Source organism: Methanohalophilus euhalobius, assembly GCF_900215215.1.
Classification (GTDB): domain Archaea; phylum Halobacteriota; class Methanosarcinia; order Methanosarcinales; family Methanosarcinaceae; genus Methanohalophilus; species Methanohalophilus euhalobius.
This window is the reverse complement of the sequence record NZ_OBDR01000014.1, coordinates 26,249-44,510: the sequence shown is the minus strand read 5'-3', so window position 1 is coordinate 44,510 and position 18,262 is coordinate 26,249. Positions and strand designations below refer to the sequence as shown.

Sequence of the window (18,262 nt, the reverse complement as noted above, 5' to 3'; positions counted from 1 at the left end):
GCTTCCCTTTATTCTATCAAGGCACTGCGGGAAGAATTCCCTAACATCTACATTGAAGCAGGTATGGCCGGAGAATGTACTCTTGGTATGCACGGCGAACTTGAGTTTGAAGGTAAGGCTCTTGCAGGTCTATGGCCACACGAGCAGGCACCCCTTGCAGAAGAAGCAGGTGCAAACGTGTTCGGTCCGGTCTGTAACACCAACACAAGCAAGTCTTCCGCATGGAACCTTGCCCGTGCAGTAACCTTCACCAAAGCAGCAGTTGAAACTGCAAACATCCCCTGTCATGTTGACATGGGTATGGGTGTCGGGGGTATCCCAATGTTCGAGACTCCACCAATCGATGCAGTAACCCGTGCCAGCAAGGCAATGGTCGAGATTGCCGGTGTCGATGGTATATAGATAGGAGTTGGCGACCCGATAGGTATGCCAATCTCACACATCATGGCCTCCGGTCTTACAGGTATGCGTGCAGGCGGTGACCTTGTTGCCAGGATGCAGTTCTCCAAGAACATGCGCATAAATGAAGCCAAGGATTATGTTGCCAAGAAACTCGGTGTACAGGCACTTGACCTGAGTGACGAATATGTCATGAGGGATATCCGTGAAGAACTTGATATTGGTGTACTTACATCCGTGCCAGGATGTGCCAAAGGTATCGCATCCAAGATGAATATTGAGAAACTTCTCGATATTGATATCAACTGCTGCGATAAATTCAGGGATATCACTGGATAAATAAAAAGACCGGGAGTTTCCCGGTTTTAATTTATTATCTCTATAATACATTTCAATAAAAAGGAGCGTGGTGTTTCTTATGAGCGAAGAAAAAGGTGATGCAGGAGTTGATCTGCATCATGCGGAACAATGTAGTAAAGTCGTGTGCGATGCCAGTGAACTGGAACGTACTATTGACTGGAAACAGGGACTTGCCATCGCACTTGGTGTCCCGCTGTTGATCCTGCCTTCTCTGGGATATTTCCCTCTTTGGGTATCATCAGCTGCAATAATAGTTTGGGGTCTTTCTGTATTCCAGGGCTTTATGCAAAATCTTGCCTATGGTGAACTTGCAACAGCTTTTCCCCATGCATCGGGTCTTCCCGGATTTGCACAAAATGTGTTTAAAACAAAAGATTACACGGGAAAATTCGATAAAAGTAAATTGATAGGTGGTTTCAGTGCCTGGAGTTACTGGTTTGCATGGAATCCTGTACTTGCGATATATGCCATCCTTGTCGGTAGTTATACGTACAATCTCTTCCCCATACTTGCAGAAACATTTTCTGAATACCAGCTTTCTCTGGTTGCGGGAATAGTAATATTCGGTGGGCTTATCCTTGTAAATTACCGTGGTCTTGAGGGTGGTGCACTTGCAGGTTACATATTAGCAGCCCTTTCACTGTTGCCTCTTATTGTCATTACTCTGGCACCCTTTGCAACCGGTGATGTGGTAATGTCTAATATTACAAGTCAGTGGCTTCCGGCAGATTGGGCATGGGATGCTCACCATATATTGATACTTCTTGGTCTCTTTGCAATGGCCCAGTGGAGTGCCTGTGCCTGGGAAACAGCGGCTGTCTATGGCCCTGAATACAAGAATCCGGGATCTGACATACCAAAAGCTCTGTTTGTCTGTGGTGTAGTATGTTTCTTCTCTTTCGTACTTGTACAGGCAGCAGTAATTGGTGTACTTGGTGTTGAGGGCACAATAGCCGAGCCGATCTCTCCAATGATCCCTGTGGCACAGGCTGCCTTTGGATCTGCGGGTGCAATAGTTGCGATTGTCATGCTGATTGCGGCAATGGTACTAATCATTCAGACTGCTTATCTTGGTTCTGCCAGGGCAATGCACTCAATGGCTACTGAAGGAAACCTGCCAAAAGTTTTTGGTAAGCTAAATTCCTCCGGTACCCCCATTGTGGCAATGGTAGTAATCGGTATTTTCAACTTGTTGTTGATATCCATGGGTACACCTACTGCAATCCTTGCAGCATCTGCTATTGGTTACACATGTGCAAACGGTATCAGTCTATTTGCCTATGTAAAAGCCAAATTGAACCCTGAAATGGCCGCACTAGACAGGCCTTTCAAGGCACCAACAGGCTGGAAGAACATTGCATTGCTATTTGGTCTATTCAACATCCCCCTATGTCTTGTGGGTGTAGTCTATCTTAACAGTCTTGAAGTCGGATGGACTTCAACCTGGGTAGGATTCATAGTACTGGCAATTTATCTGCCACTTTGGTTCTACTCCAGGAATGAGGCATATAAGGAAAAGGAAACAATCAGTGCTGTCAGCCTTGTTTCAAATATCTCCTCCAGTAAAAAGAAGTGAGTGGGATTTGTCGAAAGCATTTCCGGGTTTCTCCTAACCGGAAATGCTCACTCCTATATTTTCTAGCTGTCTAAAATCCCATTCTTTTAATTTTTTGTTTGTTTTTATACACTATTTTTTATTTTATTCCTTCTGCAAAAATACATATACATATCATATCGTTTTCACTTTGCATTCATACCAAAACTGAATCAGAGCGAAAAACATGCCAGACATTGAGGATATGATTATCGGGCTACTTCTCACAAGTTTCACCGTTGCACTTGGCCTATATCTTGTAACATCCGGCTCGGAACTTTATATTCCACAGATGGAAGAGGTCATGATGGGAACGGTTCTTGTTTTTGTAGCAACCGGTTATAACAATTTCCTGCGAAATCCCTGATATAAAGACAAAAACTCTATATCATAACTGATCTTTTTCTACCCATGGATTCTAATTACCCTGTACCTGAACTTGTAGTAGGTGTAAGGGATGAAGGTACCCTTTATGCATGTTCACAGTATGCAGATGCTGTATATTTTTCCGTAGATCGGCTGAGCCTGCGTTCTCGCGCAAAGACGATTACTGTGGATAATCTTTCAGGCTTTGTAAAATCGGTACGAAAAAAAGGGTTGAAAGCCTATCTTGTTGTCAATTCTGTCATATATCCTGAAGACGCTTTTGATTTATCGGCTATCCTCAACGTTGCTAAAAAAGCAAAAGTGGATGCAATCGTAGCCTGGGATCCTGCTGTGATATTACAGGCATCTTCTATGGGACTTGATATACATATTTCCACACAGGCCAATGTTTCCAATGCAAATACGGCAGAATTTTATGGTTCTCTGGGTGCAAGCCGCATTATTCTATCGCGCGAGCTAAGTCTTGATCAAATAAAACAAATCAGACAGAATACTGATATTGAACTGGAGGTTTTCGTTCACGGGGCTATGTGTCAGGCGATTTCCGGTAGATGCTATCTTTCGGCATATCTTCTGGGTAAATCCGGTAACTGTGGTCAATGTACCCAGCCGTGTAGATGGGAATGGACACTCAATGCGGATGACGGGTCACAGGTGCAGGTGGGTGGAAAATACCTGCTAAGTGCCAGGGACCTGTGCATGATTGAACATATTCCCCAACTTGTGGAAGCCGGGATAGATGCCTTCAAGATTGAAGGACGATTACGTGACTCAAGATACATTTCTACTGTATCCCGATGTTACTCAGAGGCTCTGGAGGCCTGCAGAAGCGGGGAATTTGAAAGCAACAGGGTACCTGAATGGAATCAACAGCTTTGTGCTGTTTATAACAGAGGTTTTTCTACAGGTTTCTATTTCGGCATTCCTTCCCGGGAAGGTTTCATTGTGGAAAAAGACATGAATGTTTCGCAAACCCACAAAGAACTTGTAGGTGAGGTTGTAAATTATTATAAGAATCAGAGTGCTGCATATGTGAAGCTTACTGATTCTGGCCTTAATATAGGTGATACGATTCTGATTGAAGGGGAAAATACCCATCTTGAACAGCATGTATCTTCCATGCAGGTGACAGGTAATACTATTAAATCAGCTGAAAAAGGTATGGATGTGGGGCTTGCGGTAGATGGCAGGGTCAGGCCCAATGATAAGGTATTCAGGATAGCAGATCCTGATACATCCGGGAATGAGTGAAATGGATCAATTCATGAAAGAAGCAATAAATGAAGCCATGGCCAGCCGCGATAAAGGTGGCATCCCCATAGGCTCTGTACTTGTGAAGAATGGAAAAATTATCGGAAGAGGGCATAATCTCAGGGTTCAGGACGACGATCCACTTGCACATGCGGAAATTTCCTGTATGAGGGATGCGGGCAGAATTGGAAGTTATGCGGATACAGTGTTGTATTCCACCCTTATGCCCTGCTACCTGTGTGCCGGTGCTGTGGTGCAGTTTGGTATTAAAAAAGTGGTTGCCGGGGAGTCAGAAACCTTTGAAGGAGCACAGGATTTCCTGCGTAGCAAAGGAGTTGAGGTGGTTGACCTGGATATATCTGAATGTAAAATGTTGATGAAGGAATTTATTCTGGAATATCCTGAGCTCTGGAATGAGGATATAGGGAAAAGTGCGCCATACTAACAAATATATAAATATATGCTAACTATATTGTAGCGTCTCCTGTGGTCTTAATTTTGCAGGAAATTTGTTTTTAAGGGGATGAAGGTTCAATGCCAGCACCAATTGCGGAAGAACTTGCAAAAAAACAACAGTCAATAAGTGTAGCCGAATTTTTCGAAAAGAACAGACAGATACTGGGTTTTGATTCGGCCCCCCGAAGTCTTATTACTACTATAAAGGAAGCGGTGGATAACTCTCTGGATGCCTGTGAGGAATCAGGGATACTACCTGATATTATGCTTCATATCAAACGTTCGGGTAAAAGTGGGGTCGTTGTGATTATTGAGGACAATGGTCCGGGTATTGTGAAAGATCAGATTCCGCGGGTTTTTGCCAAACTGCTTTACGGTTCCCGCTTTCATGCTCTCAAACAGAGCAGGGGTCAGCAGGGTATCGGTATCTCTGCAGCGGTCCTCTATTCCCAGCTGACAGCAGGCCATGCTACCAGGATTATTTCAAAGATAGGCTCCCAGTCCCCGGCTCACTATTATGAACTGATGATCAATACCCGTACCAATGATCCCGAGATATTGAAAGATGAAATAACCGAATGGGATCGTCCCCATGGAACCCGGGTGGAGATGGAAATGGAGGCTACCTATGTAAAGGGGCGCCGCCAATCGGTAGAGGAATATCTCAAGGCCACAGCCATTGTAAATCCCCATGCCCGCATAAAACTCATTGACCCTGAAGGTGATGAGAGGATATTTGAAAGGGCCACTGATAAAATACCCGAACCTGCAAGCGAGATCCTGCCGCATCCCCATGGCATTGAACTGGGTACGCTCATGAAGATGTTGCGTTATACCGGCAGGCAGAGACTTGCTCCATTTCTGAGATATTCCTTTTCCAAGATAGGGTTACTCACAGCAGAGGAAATCTGCAATGCTGCCGGGCTTGATGAGGATATGGACCCGCACACCATTGAAAGGGAAGGTGCAAAACGTCTTCTGGAAGCTTTCCAGAAAGTAAAAATCATGTCTCCTCCTACGGATTGTCTGTCTCCTATCGGGGAAGAGTTGATTTACAAAGGTCTGGAGAAAGAGTTCAATGTGGACTTTATTGCAACTACCACACGTACTCCCTCAGTGTATTCCGGTAATCCTTTTGTCGTGGAAGTTGGGATTGCTTACGGAGGCAACCTGCAAAAGGATGACAGGGTCAATATAATGAGGTTTGCCAATCGGGTTCCTCTTCTGTATCAGCAGGGAGGCTGTGTGACTACACATGGCGTGGAAGGTATCAAATGGAAACAATACGGCATTGACCAACCGGGCGGAGGGCTACCGATTGGGCCTCTGGTATTGCTTATACATGTTGCATCCACAAATGTGCCTTTTACATCTGAATCCAAGGATGCCATTGCGGATATCCCTGAGATTCAGGCGGAAGTTGAACTGGCCCTCAAAGAGGCGGGAAGGAAACTAAACCGCTTCCTTAAAAAGAAGGGTTCCCTTAAAAAACGCAAGGAAAAGGAAGTTATTATTAACAAGGTATTGCCCCGCATGGCGGAAAAACTGGCAGAAACACTTGACAGGGAAGTACCGGATATCAATCCTGTTGTTGCCAGGGTAATGGGCAACCTGCTCGTTGACAGGCAATATGATGATGGTAATACCAATGTATCCATCAGGACAAAGAATTTTGGAAGTAAGAAAGTAGAATTCAAATTACATGAGATGTTGCCTTTCCAGGTCGAGGCAACCCCGTCACCCAAAGTGGTCAGTATGGGCAATGATTATGATTACATATGGAAAATTGTTCTCAGGCCAGGTGAGGCTTTTGCCGTGAATTACCGGTTACCTGACCCATCGGATCTGGATTCTATAAAAGAACCTCCTATTGTTGAAGGGGTTGAGGAAGAGATTGTTACAGGTGCCAGAGCGATAAAAGGGGTTGTATAATGGCTAAGAATGAACACCGTAAGGAGCATGACAGGCTTGCAGAGCAAAGGTTAACGGGTCTTGCATCGGAGTTGTATTCGCATTTTGTGGATGGAAAGATTCCTTATGTGAATATGCCCAGCAGAACCAAGAACAATATTGAATTTAATGAAAATAGTGATGTATGGGTGTATGGCGGCCGGGAGAGTGAAAGAAGTGCCAAGACCGTCAAAGGTGCATTCCAGTTATTGAAAACCTCTCATGTGCTTGATTTTCTTTTAAAGAACCATATCGGGAATAACCGTGGTTCAACTTTGAGGGAATTATACTATATTTCCGAGAACTGGGATATTGCCAAGTTCAAGGAACAACCCGAAAGTGATCGTCTGGTTGAGGACCTTGAGATTATTTCCAGTCTCCAGAGGGAATATTTCCACATGCGTCCCGAAGAAGACGGTGCTACACTTTTTGGTCCCCTGCAGCTGCGGGAAGAGACCAAGCGAGGGGACCGTGATATCCATTGCCAGGAGGATGTGGGTGAAAGTGGTTATCAGATCCCTTTCAATGTGGAGAATATCGATTTCATAGATCATGATGCCAAATTTATAATAGCGATTGAGACCGGTGGTATGTATGCCCGTTTGATTGAGAATGGTTTTGATGAACTAAATGATGCTATACTTGTACATCTCAAAGGCCAGCCCGCTCGCTCGACCCGGCGTATGATCAAGCGTATGAATGAGGAGCTGGGTATTCCAGTTGTGGTTTTTACTGACGGTGACCCCTGGTCCTATCGTATCTATGCTTCAGTTGCATACGGTGCCATCAAGAGTGCCCACCTTTCCGAGTTCATGGCAACTCCTGCAGCCAAGTTTGTCGGAGTGCAGCCTTCGGATATCGTGGAGTATGAATTGTCCACCGATAAATTGACCGATAAGGATGTCGATGCCCTGCGCAGTGAACTTACAGACCCGAGATTTGAAACCGATTACTGGAAAGAACAGATTAACCTGCAGCTTGATATTGGGAAAAAGGCAGAACAGCAGGCCTTTGCGGGCAAGGGTCTGGACTTTGTCACAAAGACATACCTGCCCGACAGGCTTTCAGATATGGGTATAATTTAAAGAAAATCATTCAAAGAATTTTGTGCGTTGCAGCAGTTCGTCAACACTCTTTTTTGTATGGAGGCCTTCCAGCATCCTGTCCCTGTCAATCCACATATCAGCCGCACTCTGAAGGCCGCTTGTTTTATGGGGGACATAATTAATGCCTTCATCAGGTGTGGCCAGACGGTCGGGAAATCCCATTTCCCCTATCTTCCATTCTTTCACGGACACCTGTGCCTCTGTTTTTGTTTGCTCGGTTTTCTCTTCTGACATGGCATCCCTTTTTGCATTTCCCTCAATATATAACTTACCTGGGTTTGCATCAGTAAACTTAATATTCCTCACTTCCCATTAGCGCAAAGGAGTTATTGCAAGTGACGCTGGTTCTTGGCATAGAGGGCACCGCATGGAATCTGAGTGCGGCTGTTGTTAATGAAGATGAAGTTGTCTGTGAGGTGACGCATACATATAAACCGGCAACTGGGGGCATTCATCCTAGAGAAGCGGCTCAACATCATGCCCGGTTTGCTTCCTGGGTGATGTCCAATCTTTTCGACGAACTGGCAGATAAAAGCATAAGTCCCAATGATATTGATGCAATCTCTTTTTCACAGGGTCCGGGTCTGGGTGCCTGTTTGAGGACCGTGGCAACTGCTGCCAGGGCTCTTTCCCTCTCCCTTGAAATTCCTCTGGTGGGGGTGAACCACTGCGTAGCCCATGTGGAGATTGGTAGGTGGAAAACACCTGCAAAGGACCCTGTGGTTCTCTATGCAAGTGGTGCAAATACCCAGGTACTGGCCTACAGGCGAGGAAAATACCGCGTATTCGGGGAGACTCTGGATATTGGTGTAGGAAATGCCCTTGATAAGTTTGCCCGCAGCGCAGGCCTGTCCCATCCGGGTGGGCCGCAGATTGAGAGGTATGCAAAGGATTCGGTGAATTACGTAAACCTGCCCTATGTGGTAAAGGGTATGGATTTCTCTTTTTCCGGGCTTTCAACTGCAGCCACAGATGCCCTGCAAAAACATACGCTGGAGGATGTTTGTTATTCTCTGCAGGAGAATGCTTTTGCAATGCTTGTGGAGGTGACCGAGCGGGCACTGGCACATACAGGTAAGACTGAGGTGTTGCTTGGTGGTGGTGTCGGTGCGAACATGCGCCTGCGGGAGATGCTTGATATCATGTGTGATGACCGTGGTGCATCTTTTTATGTTCCTGAAAAACGTTTCATGGGAGATAATGGTGCTATGATCGCCTGGCTTGGTCTTCTTATGTATAAGGCAGGCGATACAATAGGGGTCGAAGATTCTCATGTAAATCCCAATTATCGTCCTGACATGGTGGATGTGACATGGCTGAAGGAGTAAATGAAATGGTCAGGGATGGTGCAGAGGCAAAGGTCATTCGGAAGAATAACCGTCTGGTCAAGAGTCGTATCCCCAAACGCTATCGTGTGCGGGAATTGGATGAGCGGATACGCAGGGAGCGCACCCGTGCAGAGGCCCGTCTGATATCACAAGCCCGCAGGGCCGGGGTGGCGACACCTGTTATCTATGATATTTATAATTCCACCATTGAGATGGACTACATTGAGGGTAAGCCATTAAAATATGTCATCTCTGAAGATTTGTGTGAAAAACTCGGGGAACTCGTGGGCAGGCTCCATGCTGCAGGTATAATTCACGGAGACCTTACGACCTCGAATATCATCTGGGATGGAAGCAGGATGTGGCTTATCGATTTCGGGCTTGCTTTCAGTGCAGAGGACCTCGAATCCCGTGGTGTAGATGTTCATGTGCTCTTCCAGACCCTTCAAAGTTCCCATCCCAACCATGAGGCACTCATAGATGCCTTCTGCAGGGGTTATTATCGCACTCTTGAATCTGCGAAAGATGTACTGGAGAGGGTTGTTGAAATTGAATCGAGGGGAAGATACTCCTGAGTAATCTTTATCATACATTTTTGTTCTTGTACAGTCATATATAATCTATTAATAGCCCATAGTGTGATACCATGCGCAAAATCGTATTCGTTACCGGTAACAGCGGCAAGTTCAGGGAAATCAAGGCAATCCTGGGACAGAGGGGGATTGAGGTCCTCCAGAACACTGATGGTTATCCTGAGTTGCAGGAGGATGATCTGGAACCAATCGCAGCCGAGGGTGCCCGCTGGGCCTGTGAAAAACTGGGAATGCCCGTGATGGTTGATGATTCCGGGCTTTTCATTGATGCCCTGAATGGTTTCCCTGGCCCCTATTCTGCCTTTGTGGAAGATAAGCTTGGCAATCCCAAAGTCCTGAAATTAATGGAGGATGAAGAAAATCGCAGTGCTTATTTCAAATCCGTTATTGGCTACTGTGAGCCGGGTAAAGAACCCCTGACGTTTACCGGTACTGTTGAAGGCAACATCGCCTATGAGGAAAAAGGAGAAGGTGGTTTTGGCTATGATCCTATCTTTCTGTATGGTGCCCGGACATTTGGTGAGATGGGAGATGAGGAAAAGAATAAGGTATCCCATAGAAAGCGTGCTGTGGACAGGTTTGTGGAATGGGTTGACTCAAATTTATGATTGGAGAAGTATTGCTCGTGCCGGTGCCCCGTCACACCCTTTTATTTTTAGTGGCAGACAGACAAATCCATAATAACCCGGCTCAACCTTTTTAAGGTCCAGATTCTCAATAATATTGATTCCTTTTCCAAGCAAAATCCTGTGGTTATCCAGTCCTTCCCCGGAATCCATCGACTCAGAATCGATACCCACAGTCAGGAATCCTTTTTTTACAATCCATTCTGCAGCATCCGGGAGTATCTTTGCAAATTTTTGGTCTGATGATTCAGTTTTCAGCAATATGATTTCACTGCTTTTGTCTTTGAAGGAAAAAGTTTTTTCCATTTCATCATTTCCAATTTCGGTTTTCCCGGAATGATCGATCAGATAAGCCCTGCCCACAAGAGAGGCTAATTCCAATTCATCCACTGTGCGCCCACTCTCAAATATGTGAGCAGGAGCATCGATATGGGTTGCAGTGTGACTTCCCATTTCGAGTTTTGAGACACTGTATCCACAGGATTCGATGGAAGCAACTCTCTCGACAGTAACTTTTGGATCCCCCGGATAAACCCTGGTTTCAGGACCGATGGATTGTGTAATATCAATAATTTCCTATGTCATTTCAGATAAAAATCCTTGAATTTTCCAGCACCTGCTCTGCTTCATCCTTTTCAAGACCTGCTCCCATTGCCACTTTCAATGCAGTACTTGTTGTTATCAGGTCTGAAGGATGGTGAGAATCGGTATCCACTACCATTGTCGCACCGCTGAGTTTTGCGATTTTGGCAACATGGCCATTGGTGCGGTTATGTCCGCCTCTTGCGGTAATTTCCAGGCATACATTGTTATCCGCTGCAATTTTAGCTTCTTCTTCAGTGATAAATCCGGGATGTGCCAGGATATCTACATTCGGACATTGTGCAGCTGCACGGTTTGTGCCGGGCAAAACTGGTTCTACCGGACTTTCCCCGTGTACAACAACAATTTCGGCCCCCAGTTCTCTTGCAAGTTTTGCAAGGGATGCTATTTTTTCAGGGGGGACATGTGTTATCTCAATTCCGGGAAGCACCTTTATGTCCATTAGCTCTTCCAGGTATTTTGCCTTGGTAACACAGTTGAGGATGTGTTCTACATTGGTGAAATCGGCATGGTCTGTTAGGCCGATTGCCTCATATCCGAAGGTTTTTGCCCTGCGGACCTGCTCACTTGGAATAAGTTCTCCGTCGCTGAATATTGTATGTGTATGCAGATCTATCATGATAATTCCTGTTGTGTTTTGTACAAAGTATTTATTGTTTGCATTGATAATATCTTCTGTGATAGATGTCCATATTTTTATATCATATGCATGGAATGGATATCTAAATAATTCTTCATGTTGGAGATAATGAATGATGAATAATAAGTCAGGGATTCGCAGGTTGGTTCTGGATGTTCTGAAGCCACATAATCCTTCCATAGTTGAACTTGCAGGTGTGTTGGGTGATTTGGAAGGAGTTGATGGTGTCAATCTTAGTCTTTATGAAATGGATCAGAAAACCGAAAATGTAAAAATCACCCTGGAAGGGCTTGATCTTGACTATGAACTTATCCGTCAGGAAATAGAGAATATGGGTGCCGTGGTCCATAGCGTAGATGAGATTGCAGCCGGTAAAAAAATCATCGAAGAAGTGGAGACTCACCAGGATAGGTAATTCTCATTTTTCTTCTTCAGGACTCTCAAGTCTCTGTATAACATCTGCAAAAGCAAAATTGGGTTTTACATCTCTTACCTTTATGCGCACTTTTTCTCCTTTTTCAGTGTCACAGATGAATACTACAAACCCTTCCACAAAAGCAGTACCGTCGCCGCCGGATCCTATTCTTTCGATAACAACATCATATTCCTCCCCTCTCCTGATTGGTGCGGTAAGGAATTTTTTGCCTACGACGTATATTTCGGCACTTTCTGACCTTGAAGCCTCTGGTGAATGGGCCCGGACATAGGTAAATTCACCTCTTACTTTATCCAGGTATTCCTTGAACATATCTCCCTGGAATACTTTTACAACAAAATTTCCCTGGGGTTTAAGGATGCGGGTTGCACATTCAAGTGCTGATTCGGCCAAAGCGATGGAGCGTGCATGATCCAGGTTCCAGTTTCCGGAAAGATTGGGTGCAGCGTCACAGATAACAGTATCAGCTCCTTCTTCTCCTACTGCTTCCTTGATCTGATTTGCAGTCTCTTCCCGGGTAATATCGCCACGAATAATGGTTATTCTGTCCATTGGCTTGATGCGCAATATGTCTACACCGACAACTTTCCTTTTCGTCAGTTCTCTTGCGACTTCAAGCCACCCACCCGGAGCGGCTCCGAGATCTACAACATCACTGTCTTCCCTGATAACGTTAAATTTCTTGTTAATCTGCTGGAGTTTGTAAGCTGCCCTTGAGCGATAACCTTCGGCTTTTGCACGCCAGTAATATGTATCTCTTCTATGCCTTGCCATTGGATTGCTTCCTTCATTATATAAGTATAAAAGGTTATGCCTCTTTAAGTTCCTCTATCCGCGCACTCAATGAGAATATATTTTCCTCTATCTCGGTGAGGGCATCAGGAACCCATGTATCAAAATCGTAGTAAATATTTACAAGATCCATGTATTTTTCCTCCAGATCCTGTATGTATTCAGGTTCTGCAGGGGTCTGCACATCATTGATAAGGTTCTCCAGATGTGTGGTCCGCATCTTCAATCTTCTTTTAAAGCGTGTTGCTACTTTTCCCATGTCCAGTTCTCTTTTTTCTAACCCAAGCAAATCGAGTGCATCACTCAGTTCCTGTGGGTATTCAGGAAACGCATCTGGCCCCAGAATAAAATATTCTGCCCCCTATGTGTTTTCCATTCCTATTATTTCTTCACAGGATACCTTTTCCAGAAAATGTCTGGAACAACCCTTTTCACACATCTTGAGTATATCTTCCTCTGCAGGGGGTTCATCATCTCTTGCATAGGTGATTTCCTGGGCAGTGCAGGTAATCTCGTGTACCGTGGCTGCTCCCAGTACATCAATTATCCCGGAAAGTTCTTCAATTGAAATCATGATTATTTCTGTATCATTTTATGGCTTAATAATGTCATGCCCGTGACGTTCAAGTGGTTGTCAGGCTATTTTTAAATAATTGGATGGTTTACACTCTTCCATAACACAGGCGAAAATCATGCATTCTACACTATGGATCAAAGGAACTAAAAGTAAATCCCTTGAGGGTAAGACCGTTGTGCTGGCAGTTACTGGTAGTATTGCAGCCGTAAGGGTTGTGAAACTGGCACGTGAATTAATACGCAACGGTGCAAATGTCTATGCTGTGATGAGTGAAGCGGCCACGCGTATTCTCCATCCTGATGCATTACATTATGCTACCGGTCATGAAGTGATTACGGATATAACCGGAGGAGTGGAGCATGTGGGAATGTGCGGTATGCAGGGTATGGCAGACCTCTTATTGATAGCTCCGGCAACGGCGAATACTATTAGCAAAATCGCAATGGGAATTGATGATACGCCTGTAACGACTTTCGCAACCACTGCTATAGGTAGCGGGATGCCCACAATAGTTGTACCTGCAATGCATCAGTCCATGTATGACCATCCTGCGGTGCATTCCAATCTCGAAAAGCTTGGAAGTTATGACATCAGTTTAGTTGGCCCCCGTGTAGAGGAAGGGATTGCCAAGATAGCTTCAAATGATGATATTGTCCTGGCAGTTGAGCGGCAACTTATGGGGAAAAAACTTGCAGGCAAGAAAATAGTGCTGACATCCGGTGCAACTGCCGAAGCCATTGATCCTATCCGTATACTCACAAACCGGGCTTCCGGCAAAACCGGTCAGGAATTGGCCAGGGAAGCCTTCCGGCGGGGCGGGGATGTTACAATAATCCACAGGAATGAACTGGATGTGGATGGTATAAATGAGGTTTATGCAGAAAGTGCAGCCAGTATGCTGGATAGGTGCATGGAAGAAATAGACAGGGGATGCGATGTATTCATAAGCTCGGCTGCGATTTCGGATTATACACTTGATTCATCAAGATCCAAAATAAAATCAGGCCAGAATCTTATTCTTGAAATGCATTCCACTGAAAAGATATTGCCACAGGTAAGAGGCAATCATCCCTACATAGTGATTGTGGGCTTTAAAGCTGAAACCGGTGTTGATGAAAAAGAGCTTGTGGGAAGTGCGGCCCGTATGCTTGAAGAATACGGTCTTGACATGGTTGTTGCCAATGATGTGGGGGCAGGGGGAATGGGCACCTCTGATAATTCCGTATATATCCTTCAGGACGGGTCTTCAGCATCTCATTATAGTGGTTCCAAACGTCACCTCGCATCTGTAATAATGGACCGTCTTGAGCAAATCCTGTTGTGAGGGTTTCTATGGATCCAAAACAAAAATGTGTAACATGCTTTGCTCCTGGTCATATCACAGGTTTTTTCACAATCCATGAAAACGATGACCCGGCCTTGAAGGGCACTACGGGTTGTGGTGTAGTTCTTAACAGAGGGGTCACTGCAAAAGTAGGTGTGGGGCCCGATATTACAGAGACAGAGATATTCCTGAGTGGTTCAAGGAAACAAGCACCTGTAACTTCTCATCTGGTTGCCTCTCTCACCTGTGAACCTGTAAGGATAGAATCTCATGCTGATATCCCCGTAGGCTGTGGCTTTGGTGCTTCCGGTGCAGGTGCACTGGCAACTTCCTATTGCTTAAATGATCTTTTCTCATTGGGCCTGACTCAAAATGAACTCGTGGAAGCTGCTCATATTGCCGAAGTTGTAGGGGGAGGTGGACTGGGCGATGTGGAAGCCCAGGCACACGGCGGGATTGTCATCAGGAAAAGACCGGCTCCGATTACAAAAGGAGGCCTGCTGGATCGTATCGTTTCTTCCTCTTTTAGTGTACACTGTGTGGCTCTGGGTAAATTGTCTACAAAAACAACCCTTGACGATTCATCTATGACTGGAAAGATCAATATTGCTGGCAAAACCGCAATGAATAACTTGCTACAGAATCCGACAATTGAAGAATTTATGCGCCAATCCCGCAGTTTTAGTTTTGAACTGGGTCTTTTGAGCAAGGGGGCAAAAGACATTATCGAGGCTGTGGAAAATGTTGGTGGATTTGCTTCACAGGCTATGCTTGGAGATGCGGTTTTTGCTATTGCTGGCCCGGAGTGTACTGATGCTGTCATCAGGGATACGATGAGTGAATTCGGAACAGTATTTAGCAGTACAATTGCAGGTACTTATTGATATCTCTGCAAATTCTATCTTTTTCTTTCATATTGACATAAGAATTATTGCAAAAAGGGCGGATATCACTCCTAACCACTGTCTGGGGGCAAGTTTTTCTTTTAGTATAAAATATGCAAGCAATACCGTGATACCCGGGCTTAATGAGGATAGAATTGTGGTAATATCCAGTCTGCCTGCTTCTGAAGCCAGTGTAAAGAATGTACCTCCTCCGGTATTGAAAAGTCCTGCAAGAACAATTACAGGCAGTACGTCAATGGAAGGGGGTTTCACTTTCACTGATCCTGTCAGTATGACAAAACCTACAAACATCAATAAGGCTGTTCCTCTGGCAAAGGCCAGTGGCCAGAATATGGCAGTTTCACTGAAATTATCTATGGATATAAAAAAGAGTCCAAAGCCCATTCCCGCTAGAAAAGGATACTTCAGGTCATTTATTTTGACTTTTGGTCCGTTATCCATACTGACAATAAGCCACACTGCTATAAAAGCGAAAATGAATCCTGCAATTCGCAGGATTTCCGGAAATCCTTCATAAAACGCAGAGTAAATTACCGGGACAATGGCCGATATCATTGCAGCCACCGGGGCAACTATACCCATTTTTCCTTCAACCAATCCCTGATAAAGGGCTAACAATCCGGATGTTCCAAAAAAACCTGCAAGACATCCCCATAACAATTTACTTAATGGGGGCAGGTTTTCTGAGAAAACAAATGCGAGTATTGGAAAAAGTACAACTCCTACAATCTGGGTTACCAGAACTACTGAATATACGTTAGTGCGCCTTGAAGCACAACCACCGGTGAAATCCCCCGCCCCCCAGGAAACGGCAGATGCAAGGCCAAAAAAGATTGCCATAAGTTCAACAGGGATCATTTTGGATTCTCCGGTTCATTTGTGGATTCACATTGGCTGATTGGTGTATGTGGTGTTAAATCTGCGCTTTAGTCGATAGATTGAAGTAGTCTTCAGGTGAGATTATTCATAAAATTAGCTGCAGATAACCACGTCTGAATCTCATATCTGGATTTCCTTGCAGGATTGCAATTTGATATTTTGTATCCGGAGGCATTTAATGACAGGCATCACACTAAAACAAAGATTTTTAGATTCCCTTGCAGGAAAGGATGTTGACAGGGTACCGGTCTGTTCGGTTACCCAGACAGGTACAATTGAACTGATGGAAGCCACGGGCAGCCATTGGCCGGAGGCACATTATGATGCTGAAAAAATGGCTGCACTGGCCATAGGTGGGTATGAGGTGGCCGGTCTGGAAGCCGTACGTTATCCTTTTGACGGTACGGCCATAGCCCAGACCCTGGGATGCACAATAAAGGAAGGAACTTTTGATTCACAGCCATCTGTTCTTGACAATCCCTGTAGCAATAAGGAGGATGTAGGGAAATTCAATCTCCCTGATAATTTCCTGGAAAGCGAACGCATATCCACCATACTGGATGCCACGAAAATTATCCGGGAAAGGGTTGGGGAAGACATTCCTGTTGTTGCAGGCATGCTTGGTCCTGCTGCGATTGCTATCTCTCTTGTGGGTGCAAAGAATTACCTTATGTGGTCCCTCACGGAGCCGGAAATTATGCGTGAACTGCTCGGTATGGGTGTAGAAGTATGTGTGAAATATTCAAATGCCCTTTTCGAAAGGGGTGCGGATGCAATCTGTATGCCGGATTCCGAAGCAGGACCTGATTTGCTACCTCCAGATATCTTTGAATCCCTGGTTCTTCCGGAATATGGCAAAATCTGTGCCGGCACTGATGGGCCAATGATATTGCATATGTGCGGAGATGCCACTGCAATCCTTGAACCTATGGCTTGTTCCGGATTTGAAGGATTGAGTATTGAAGAAAAAGTGGATGCCAAATATGCCAAAAGGATAATTGGGGACAGGGCTTGTTTAATAGGCAACGTCTCGCCTGTAGATATCCTCCTTTCGACTCCTGCGGAAGAAGTGAAAAGACAGGCTAAGATGTGTCTTGAAGACGGTGTGGATATTCTTGCCCCGGGTTGTGGACTTGCACCATATACTTCGCTTGAGAACCTGAAAGCCTTCGTGGAAGCAAGGGACGAGTACTATAAGGGTTTAAATCCCGAGTTATAAGAAGGTGCAAATACCTGTTTTTCTTTTGAAGCAACAATTAATTGGTCGATTTATATTTGTTCTGATTATTGAGGTGTAAAAAATTGACTGGCATTCCCCGAACACATCCTCGTTATCATTCCCTGATTGCAAGGGAAAATATTGTTGAAGGTGTGAATAAAGGTATTACGAGTATGCAGGGTCTTGTGGCTCAGGGCAGAGGTGAATGTTTTGACTACCTGCTTGGTGAAAGGACTGTTCCTTCGGCTTTACTTGCAGAAAAGATAGCTTCTGCACTGCTTCTCCTGGCAGATAGACCGGTCATTTCGGTAAATGGCAATACATCGGCCCTTGTCCCTGAAAAAATGGTTGAGCTTGCATCTGTCACAGGAGCATCCCTTGAAGTCAATCTCTTTCACCGTACCGAGGAGAGAGTTTCTCGTATAATCTCTCATCTGGAATCCTTTGGTGCGACCCGTGTGCTTGGGGTACGAGGGGATGGCAGGCTTGATCTTGAACATGCCCGGGCTATTGTGGACCAGGAAGGAATCTACAGTGCAGATGTGGTTCTTGTTCCCCTGGAGGACGGGGATAGATGCCAGAAATTGGTGGAGATGGGTAAAACTGTTATTGCAATCGATTTGAATCCATTTTCACGCACATCAAAGACAGCCACCCTTACGATTGTGGACAACGTGAGCCGTGCGATGGTAAATCTAATCAGTTATTCCCGGCAGTTTGGAAACTGTAGTCATGAAGAGCTTGAGGAAATTGCAGGGGATTTTGATAACGCTACATTTCTCAGAGAAGCTGTTGGAGAACTAATGGAGAATCTTAAGAATCAGTGAAGGTGATCAT

19 protein-coding genes and 2 pseudogenes are annotated in these 18,262 nt (G+C 45.0%); 15 read left to right on the top strand and 6 right to left on the bottom strand.

Annotation, left to right across the window (positions count from 1 at the left end; all coding sequences use genetic code 11):
- From mtbB to CP947_RS09520, 7 genes and pseudogenes are all read left to right on the top strand, one after another.
- Positions 1-738 (top strand): annotated as a pseudogene (mtbB, locus tag CP947_RS09550) ([dimethylamine--corrinoid protein] Co-methyltransferase); the annotation flags it as partial.
- Positions 739-817: 79 nt separating this feature from the next.
- Positions 818-2,335 (top strand): APC family permease, encoded by a 1,518-nt coding sequence (locus tag CP947_RS09545; RefSeq protein ID WP_096712966.1) that lies wholly within the window; start codon positions 818-820, stop codon positions 2,333-2,335.
- Positions 2,336-2,540: 205 nt separating this feature from the next.
- A complete protein-coding gene (locus tag CP947_RS09540; RefSeq protein WP_096712965.1) occupies positions 2,541-2,720 on the top strand; it encodes a hypothetical protein in 180 nt (59 codons plus the stop codon).
- Between the two features lie 44 nt (positions 2,721-2,764).
- Positions 2,765-3,991 carry a peptidase U32 family protein gene (locus CP947_RS09535; protein WP_096712964.1) on the top strand — a complete coding sequence of 409 codons (1,227 nt, stop codon included), beginning with the start codon at positions 2,765-2,767 and terminating at the stop codon, positions 3,989-3,991.
- A complete protein-coding gene (locus CP947_RS09530; RefSeq protein ID WP_241645982.1) occupies positions 3,984-4,436 on the top strand; it encodes a nucleoside deaminase in 453 nt (150 codons plus the stop codon). The genes CP947_RS09535 and CP947_RS09530 overlap by 8 nt, the downstream gene beginning before the upstream one ends.
- 89 nt (positions 4,437-4,525) lie before the next feature.
- Complete coding sequence (locus CP947_RS09525) at positions 4,526-6,379, top strand: DNA topoisomerase VI subunit B (RefSeq protein WP_096712963.1); 1,854 nt, start codon at positions 4,526-4,528, stop codon at positions 6,377-6,379.
- Entirely contained in the window at positions 6,379-7,482 is a 1,104-nt protein-coding gene (locus tag CP947_RS09520; protein ID WP_096712962.1) for a DNA topoisomerase IV subunit A, read from the top strand. Before CP947_RS09525 ends, CP947_RS09520 begins: the two co-directional genes overlap by 1 nt.
- 6 nt (positions 7,483-7,488) lie before the next feature.
- Here the strand turns inward: CP947_RS09520 and CP947_RS09515 are convergent, their stop codons facing one another.
- Positions 7,489-7,737, bottom strand: coding sequence for a hypothetical protein (locus CP947_RS09515; RefSeq protein WP_128754525.1), 249 nt, complete (start codon positions 7,735-7,737; stop codon positions 7,489-7,491).
- 101 nt (positions 7,738-7,838) lie between these two features.
- Here CP947_RS09515 and CP947_RS09510 point away from each other — a divergent pair, with 101 nt between their 5' ends.
- The 3 genes from CP947_RS09510 (at position 7,839) to CP947_RS09500 (ending at position 10,032) form a co-directional block, all read left to right on the top strand.
- On the top strand, positions 7,839-8,831 hold the full coding sequence (locus tag CP947_RS09510; protein ID WP_096712960.1) for a bifunctional N(6)-L-threonylcarbamoyladenine synthase/serine/threonine protein kinase: 993 nt from the start codon (positions 7,839-7,841) through the stop codon (positions 8,829-8,831).
- On the top strand, positions 8,816-9,406 hold the full coding sequence (locus CP947_RS09505; protein ID WP_241645985.1) for a Kae1-associated kinase Bud32: 591 nt from the start codon (positions 8,816-8,818) through the stop codon (positions 9,404-9,406). Before CP947_RS09510 ends, CP947_RS09505 begins: the two co-directional genes overlap by 16 nt.
- A 71-nt stretch (positions 9,407-9,477) precedes the next feature.
- On the top strand, positions 9,478-10,032 hold the full coding sequence (locus tag CP947_RS09500) for an XTP/dITP diphosphatase (RefSeq protein ID WP_096712959.1): 555 nt from the start codon (positions 9,478-9,480) through the stop codon (positions 10,030-10,032).
- Here CP947_RS09500 and CP947_RS09495 read toward each other — a convergent pair.
- The gene (locus CP947_RS09495) at positions 10,027-10,614 is read right to left on the bottom strand and encodes a cyclase family protein (protein ID WP_277749689.1); all 588 of its coding nucleotides are present in this window, start codon (positions 10,612-10,614) and stop codon (positions 10,027-10,029) included. The genes CP947_RS09500 and CP947_RS09495 overlap by 6 nt on opposite strands.
- A 22-nt stretch (positions 10,615-10,636) precedes the next feature.
- Positions 10,637-11,272 carry a histidinol phosphate phosphatase domain-containing protein gene (locus CP947_RS09490; RefSeq protein ID WP_096712957.1) on the bottom strand — a complete coding sequence of 212 codons (636 nt, stop codon included), beginning with the start codon at positions 11,270-11,272 and terminating at the stop codon, positions 10,637-10,639.
- Positions 11,273-11,405: 133 nt separating this feature from the next.
- On the opposite strand from CP947_RS09490, the gene CP947_RS09485 reads away from it, so the two are divergent.
- On the top strand, positions 11,406-11,708 hold the full coding sequence (locus CP947_RS09485) for a DUF211 domain-containing protein (RefSeq protein ID WP_096712956.1): 303 nt from the start codon (positions 11,406-11,408) through the stop codon (positions 11,706-11,708).
- Positions 11,709-11,711: 3 nt separating this feature from the next.
- Here the strand turns inward: CP947_RS09485 and CP947_RS09480 are convergent, their stop codons facing one another.
- Both CP947_RS09480 and CP947_RS11130 read right to left on the bottom strand, forming a co-directional pair.
- On the bottom strand, positions 11,712-12,503 hold the full coding sequence (locus tag CP947_RS09480) for a 23S rRNA (uridine(2552)-2'-O)-methyltransferase (RefSeq protein ID WP_096712955.1): 792 nt from the start codon (positions 12,501-12,503) through the stop codon (positions 11,712-11,714).
- 34 nt (positions 12,504-12,537) lie between these two features.
- Positions 12,538-13,095 (bottom strand): annotated as a pseudogene (locus CP947_RS11130) (DUF7109 family protein).
- A 118-nt stretch (positions 13,096-13,213) separates the two neighbouring features.
- On the opposite strand from CP947_RS11130, the gene coaBC reads away from it, so the two are divergent.
- Together coaBC and CP947_RS09460 are read left to right on the top strand one after the other, a co-directional pair.
- Positions 13,214-14,422, top strand: a complete 1,209-nt coding sequence (coaBC, locus tag CP947_RS09465; protein ID WP_096712952.1) for a bifunctional phosphopantothenoylcysteine decarboxylase/phosphopantothenate--cysteine ligase CoaBC — start codon at positions 13,214-13,216, stop codon at positions 14,420-14,422.
- A gap of 8 nt (positions 14,423-14,430) precedes the next feature.
- Positions 14,431-15,306: a pantoate kinase gene (locus tag CP947_RS09460; RefSeq protein WP_096712951.1), complete on the top strand. Its 876-nt coding sequence runs from the start codon at positions 14,431-14,433 to the stop codon at positions 15,304-15,306.
- A 27-nt stretch (positions 15,307-15,333) separates the two neighbouring features.
- On the opposite strand, the gene CP947_RS09455 is transcribed toward CP947_RS09460, so the two are convergent.
- On the bottom strand, positions 15,334-16,185 hold the full coding sequence (locus tag CP947_RS09455) for a DMT family transporter (protein WP_096712950.1): 852 nt from the start codon (positions 16,183-16,185) through the stop codon (positions 15,334-15,336).
- Between the two features lie 199 nt (positions 16,186-16,384).
- On the opposite strand from CP947_RS09455, the gene mtaA reads away from it, so the two are divergent.
- Positions 16,385-17,425 carry a methylcobamide:CoM methyltransferase MtaA gene (gene mtaA / locus CP947_RS09450; RefSeq protein ID WP_096712949.1) on the top strand — a complete coding sequence of 347 codons (1,041 nt, stop codon included), beginning with the start codon at positions 16,385-16,387 and terminating at the stop codon, positions 17,423-17,425.
- 83 nt (positions 17,426-17,508) lie between these two features.
- A complete protein-coding gene (locus CP947_RS09445; RefSeq protein WP_096712948.1) occupies positions 17,509-18,252 on the top strand; it encodes a 4-phosphopantoate--beta-alanine ligase in 744 nt (247 codons plus the stop codon).
- Positions 18,253-18,262: the final 10 nt, after the last annotated feature.

Bases quoted from the DNA above. Each gene is read 5' to 3' on its own strand.
- CP947_RS09545 (WP_096712966.1), top strand. From the start codon at position 818: ATGAGCGAAGAAAAAGGTGATGCAGGAGTTGATCTGCATCATGCGGAA.
- CP947_RS09540 (WP_096712965.1), top strand. From the start codon at position 2,541: ATGCCAGACATTGAGGATATGATTATCGGGCTACTTCTCACAAGTTTC.
- CP947_RS09535 (WP_096712964.1), top strand. From the start codon at position 2,765: ATGGATTCTAATTACCCTGTACCTGAACTTGTAGTAGGTGTAAGGGAT.
- CP947_RS09530 (WP_241645982.1), top strand. From the start codon at position 3,984: ATGAGTGAAATGGATCAATTCATGAAAGAAGCAATAAATGAAGCCATG.
- CP947_RS09525 (WP_096712963.1), top strand. From the start codon at position 4,526: ATGCCAGCACCAATTGCGGAAGAACTTGCAAAAAAACAACAGTCAATA.
- CP947_RS09520 (WP_096712962.1), top strand. From the start codon at position 6,379: ATGGCTAAGAATGAACACCGTAAGGAGCATGACAGGCTTGCAGAGCAA.
- CP947_RS09515 (WP_128754525.1), bottom strand. From the start codon at position 7,737: ATGTCAGAAGAGAAAACCGAGCAAACAAAAACAGAGGCACAGGTGTCC.
- CP947_RS09505 (WP_241645985.1), top strand. From the start codon at position 8,816: ATGGCTGAAGGAGTAAATGAAATGGTCAGGGATGGTGCAGAGGCAAAG.
- CP947_RS09500 (WP_096712959.1), top strand. From the start codon at position 9,478: ATGCGCAAAATCGTATTCGTTACCGGTAACAGCGGCAAGTTCAGGGAA.
- CP947_RS09490 (WP_096712957.1), bottom strand. From the start codon at position 11,272: ATGATAGATCTGCATACACATACAATATTCAGCGACGGAGAACTTATT.
- CP947_RS09485 (WP_096712956.1), top strand. From the start codon at position 11,406: ATGATGAATAATAAGTCAGGGATTCGCAGGTTGGTTCTGGATGTTCTG.
- CP947_RS09480 (WP_096712955.1), bottom strand. From the start codon at position 12,503: ATGGCAAGGCATAGAAGAGATACATATTACTGGCGTGCAAAAGCCGAA.
- coaBC (WP_096712952.1), top strand. From the start codon at position 13,214: ATGCATTCTACACTATGGATCAAAGGAACTAAAAGTAAATCCCTTGAG.
- CP947_RS09460 (WP_096712951.1), top strand. From the start codon at position 14,431: ATGGATCCAAAACAAAAATGTGTAACATGCTTTGCTCCTGGTCATATC.
- CP947_RS09455 (WP_096712950.1), bottom strand. From the start codon at position 16,185: ATGATCCCTGTTGAACTTATGGCAATCTTTTTTGGCCTTGCATCTGCC.
- mtaA (WP_096712949.1), top strand. From the start codon at position 16,385: ATGACAGGCATCACACTAAAACAAAGATTTTTAGATTCCCTTGCAGGA.